Source organism: Microcoleus sp. CZ3-B2 (genome assembly GCF_036705055.1).
In the GTDB taxonomy this organism is placed as follows: Bacteria; Cyanobacteriota; Cyanobacteriia; order Cyanobacteriales; family Microcoleaceae; genus Microcoleus.
The window spans coordinates 1-5,296 of the sequence record NZ_JAUBTN010000122.1 but is presented as its reverse complement, the minus strand read 5'-3'; the positions used below and the strand labels follow the sequence as shown (position 1 = coordinate 5,296).

General features: G+C 47.5%; 2 tRNA genes and 3 rRNA genes. All 5 read left to right on the top strand.

The window, feature by feature from the left end:
• Positions 1-158: 158 nt before the first annotated feature.
• Positions 159-1,672 (top strand): 16S ribosomal RNA (locus QUA97_RS27850).
• A 90-nt stretch (positions 1,673-1,762) separates the two neighbouring features.
• Positions 1,763-1,836, top strand: a tRNA-Ile gene (locus tag QUA97_RS27845).
• Positions 1,837-1,919: 83 nt separating this feature from the next.
• Positions 1,920-1,993: transfer RNA gene (locus QUA97_RS27840), tRNA-Ala, on the top strand.
• A 133-nt stretch (positions 1,994-2,126) separates the two neighbouring features.
• Positions 2,127-5,005: ribosomal RNA gene (locus QUA97_RS27835) — 23S ribosomal RNA — on the top strand.
• 135 nt (positions 5,006-5,140) lie between these two features.
• Positions 5,141-5,250 (top strand): 5S ribosomal RNA (rrf, locus tag QUA97_RS27830).
• Together the 16S, 23S and 5S rRNA genes with 2 tRNA genes alongside form the textbook arrangement of a ribosomal RNA operon.
• The last annotated feature ends 46 nt before the right edge of the window (positions 5,251-5,296 follow it).

Below are 5,296 nucleotides of genomic sequence, written 5' to 3'. Positions count from 1 at the left end.
AAAGAATGACACGTTCATAGACATATTGAATTGACAGCACAAAATTACAGCGATGTAATTTTGAAAATAAGAGAGAGTAAGATTTTTCGAGTAAATTGAAAACAACCTAGCGACTTAAATCGAATAAAACAATGTTAGATTAATCTAACGAACAATATACGATGAAGAGTTTGATCCTGGCTCAGGATGAACGCTAGCGGCAGGCCTAACACATGCAAGTCGAGGGGTAGAACACTTCGGTGTTTGAGACCGGCGCACGGGTGCGTAACGCGTATGCAATCTACCTTATACAGGGGAATAGCCCAGAGAAATTTGGATTAATGCCCCATAGCATTACGACTTGGCATCAAGATGTAATTAAAGTTCCAACGGTATAAGATGAGCATGCGTCCCATTAGTTAGTTGGTAAGGTAACGGCTTACCAAGACGATGATGGGTAGGGGTCCTGAGAGGGAGATCCCCCACACTGGTACTGAGACACGGACCAGACTCCTACGGGAGGCAGCAGTGAGGAATATTGGTCAATGGTCGCAAGACTGAACCAGCCATGCCGCGTGCAGGAAGACGGTCCTATGGATTGTAAACTGCTTTTATACAGGAAGAAACCCTCCCACGTGTGGGAGCTTGACGGTACTGTAGGAATAAGGATCGGCTAACTCCGTGCCAGCAGCCGCGGTAATACGGAGGATCCAAGCGTTATCCGGAATCATTGGGTTTAAAGGGTCCGTAGGCGGTCTTATAAGTCAGTGGTGAAAGCCCATCGCTCAACGATGGAACTGCCATTGATACTGTAAGACTTGAATGCTTAGGAAGTAACTAGAATATGTAGTGTAGCGGTGAAATGCTTAGATATTACATGGAATACCAATTGCGAAGGCAGGTTACTACTAAGTGATTGACGCTGATGGACGAAAGCGTGGGGAGCGAACAGGATTAGATACCCTGGTAGTCCACGCCGTAAACGATGGATACTAGCTGTTCGGAGCAATCTGAGTGGCTAAGCGAAAGTGATAAGTATCCCACCTGGGGAGTACGCACGCAAGTGTGAAACTCAAAGGAATTGACGGGGGCCCGCACAAGCGGTGGAGCATGTGGTTTAATTCGATGATACGCGAGGAACCTTACCAGGGCTTAAATGTAGATTGACAGGACTGGAAACAGTTTTTTCTTCGGACAATTTACAAGGTGCTGCATGGTTGTCGTCAGCTCGTGCCGTGAGGTGTCAGGTTAAGTCCTATAACGAGCGCAACCCCTGTCGTTAGTTGCCAGCGAGTCATGTCGGGAACTCTAACGAGACTGCCAGTGTAAACTGTGAGGAAGGTGGGGATGACGTCAAATCATCACGGCCCTTACGTCCTGGGCCACACACGTGCTACAATGGTAGGTACAGAGAGCAGCCACTGCGCGAGCAGGAGCGAATCTACAAAACCTATCTCAGTTCGGATCGGAGTCTGCAACTCGACTCCGTGAAGCTGGAATCGCTAGTAATCGGATATCAGCCATGATCCGGTGAATACGTTCCCGGGCCTTGTACACACCGCCCGTCAAGCCATGGAAGCTGGGGGTGCCTGAAGTCGGTGACCGCAAGGAGCTGCCTAGGGTAAAACTAGTAACTAGGGCTAAGTCGTAACAAGGTAGCCGTACCGGAAGGTGCGGCTGGAACACCTCCTTTCTAGAGAAGATTTAACCGTTAGGTTTTAGTTGAAAGGGAAATATTACTCTCGCTGTTAATTTAAAAAATAAGAATAAGCAAAGAAAACAGAGTCTCGTAGCTCAGCTGGTTAGAGTACTACACTGATAATGTAGGGGTCGGCAGTTCGAGTCTGCCCGGGACTACTTTTTTAAGCTTGTTTGAAGGAAATTCTGGAAGTTGGGATTCATAATTCGTAATTCTGAATTCATAATTCTGAGTTCAAATTGGGGGATTAGCTCAGCTGGCTAGAGCGCCTGCCTTGCACGCAGGAGGTCATCGGTTCGACTCCGATATTCTCCACGATTCCGAAAGGAAAAAAGTTCATTGACATATTGAGATAAAATACATTTAAAAAGTAGAAAGTACAGTAGAATCGTAACATGTTACGATTTTATTAAAGAAAGTCCTATTTTTATTTATAGAAATAGGCGGCACATAAGCAAAATAAGGGCGTATGGGGGATGCCTAGGCTCTCAGAGGCGATGAAGGACGTGATAAGCTGCGAAAAGCTACGGGGATTGGCACACACGAATTGATCCGTAGATATCCGAATGGGGCAACCCAATGCATTGAAGATGCATTACCCGATAGGGGGCAAACCCGCTGAACTGAAACATCTAAGTAGGCGGAGGAGAAGAAAACAAAAGTGATTCCGTAAGTAGTGGCGAGCGAACGCGGATTAGCCCAAACCAGAGTTGTTACGGCAATTCTGGGGTTGTAGGACCACGATATTCTATGCGGATTGAACCGGAATAACCTGGAAAGGTTAACCAAAGAGGGTGATAGTCCTGTATGGGTAAGAGAAGATATAGATAGTGGTATCCTGAGTAGCGCGGGGCACGTGAAACCCTGTGTGAATTTGGCGGGACCATCCGCTAAGGCTAAATACTCCTGAGAGACCGATAGTGAACCAGTACCGTGAGGGAAAGGTGAAAAGAACCGTGAATAACGGAGTGAAATAGATCCTGAAACCATACGCTTACAAGCGGTCGGAGCCCTTTCGTGGGGTGACGGCGTGCCTTTTGCATAATGAGCCTACGAGTTACCGTTGCTGGCAAGGATAAGCACTTCAGGTGTGGATCCGTAGCGAAAGCGAGTCTGAATAGGGCGCTTTAGTCAGTAATGGTAGACGCGAAACCGTGTGATCTACCCATGGGCAGGATGAAGCTGTGGTAACACATAGTGGAGGTCCGAACCGGTTGACGTTGAAAAGTCTTCGGATGACCTGTGGGTAGGGGTGAAAGGCCAATCAAACTCGGAAATAGCTCGTACTCCCCGAAATGCATTTAGGTGCAGCGCTGGGTATAAGTTATATAGAGGTAGAGCTACTGATTGGATGCGGGGGCTTCACCGCCTACCAATTCCTGACAAACTCCGAATGCTATATAATGTTTACCAGCAGTGAGGGCATGGGTGCTAAGGTCCATGTCCGAGAGGGAAAGAACCCAGACCATCAGCTAAGGTCCCCAAATGTATGCTAAGTTGAAAAAACGAGGTTTGTCTGCCCAGACAGCTAGGATGTTGGCTTGGAAGCAGCCATTCATTTAAAGAGTGCGTAACAGCTCACTAGTCGAGCGGACGAGCATGGATAATAATCGGGCATAAGCATACTACCGAAGCTATGGATTTGTAGTAATACAAGTGGTAGGGGAGCATTCTAAACTGGGTCGAAGGTGTGATGTGAGTCATGCTGGACTGTTTAGAAAAGAAAATGTAGGCATAAGTAACGATAATGCGGGCGAGAAACCCGCACACCGAAAAACTAAGGTTTCCGCAGCTATGCTAATCAGCTGCGGGTTAGTCGGGTCCTAAGGCGAACCCGAAAGGGACAGTCGATGGCCAACGGGTTAATATTCCCGTACTACTTATAATTGTGATGGAGAGACGCAGTGGTGAAAGTACCGCGAACTGACGGAATAGTTCGTTAAAGCACTTAGCTATAGGCCCGGTAGGCAAATCCGCTGGGACTGGTGAAATGCGATAGTACTCAGAGTCTTCGGACAACGAGATAGTGTACCTAAAGGCTGCCAAGAAAATCTTCTAAACTTAGATTATAAGTACCCGTACCGTAAACCGACACAGGTAGTTGAGGAGAGAATCCTAAGGTGCTCGAGAGATTCATGGCTAAGGAATTAGGCAAAATAGACCTGTAACTTCGGGAGAAAGGTCGCCAGCAGCAATGCTGGCCGCAGTGAAAAGATCCAGGCGACTGTTTATCAAAAACACAGGGCTCTGCAAAATCGTAAGATGAAGTATAGGGCCTGACACCTGCCCGGTGCTTGAAGGTTAAGTGGAGATGTTATCTTCGGAGAAGCATTGAAATGAAGCCCAAGTAAACGGCGGCCGTAACTATAACGGTCCTAAGGTAGCGAAATTCCTTGTCGGGTAAGTTCCGACCTGCACGAATGGTGTAACGATCTGGATACTGTCTCAGCCATGAGCTCGGTGAAATTGTAGTAGCGGTGAAGATGCCGCTTACCCGCAGTGGGACGAAAAGACCCTGTGCACCTTTACTATAGCTTAATATTGACCTTGGACACGTGATGTGTAGGATAGGTGGGAGACTATGAAGTGGCGTCGCTAGGCGTTGTGGAGTCATTGTTGAAATACCACCCTTTGCTTGTCTGAGGCCTAACCCCGTAATGCGGGGGACATTGTTTGGTGGGTAGTTTGACTGGGGTGGTCGCCTCCAAAAGAGTAACGGAGGCTTCTAAAGGTTCCCTCAGCACGCTTGGTAACCGTGCGTAGAGTGCAATGGCATAAGGGAGCTTGACTGAGAGACATACAGGTCGATCAGGTACGAAAGTAGAGCATAGTGATCCGGTGGTTCCGCATGGAAGGGCCATCGCTCAAAGGATAAAAGGTACGCCGGGGATAACAGGCTGATCTCCCCCAAGAGCTCATATCGACGGGGGGGTTTGGCACCTCGATGTCGGCTCGTCACATCCTGGGGCTGGAGAAGGTCCCAAGGGTTGGGCTGTTCGCCCATTAAAGTGGCACGCGAGCTGGGTTCAGAACGTCGTGAGACAGTTCGGTCTCTATCTACTGTGGGCGTTAGAAATTTGAGTGGATCTGATTCTAGTACGAGAGGACCGAATTGGACTGACCGCTGGTGTATCTGTTGTTCCGCCAGGAGCACTGCAGAGTAGCTACGTCGGGAAGGGATAAGCGCTGAAAGCATATAAGCGCGAAACCCACCACAAGATGAGATTTCTTTTAAGGGTCGTGGAAGATGACCACGTTGATAGGCTATAGATGTAAAGGCAGTAATGTCATAGTCGAGTAGTACTAATAACCCGTTAGCTTATGTATAAATTCCTCCGCTTCGGCGGAGGAAGAAACTTTCTTTAAATTAATTTATCTCAGTATGTTAAGATATTATTGCAATTACGAATTTAAAATTATGAATTACGAATTGTAAAAATTGCTCAAAGCAATTTAACCTCTTAAGGTGGTTATTGCGTCGGGGCTCACCTCTTCCCATTCCGAACAGAGAAGTTAAGCCCGACTGCGCAGATGGTACTGCAGTTATGTGGGAGAGTATGTCGCCGCCTTTCTTTTGAAAAGCCCTATCAGTAATGATAGGGCTTTTTTGTTACCAAT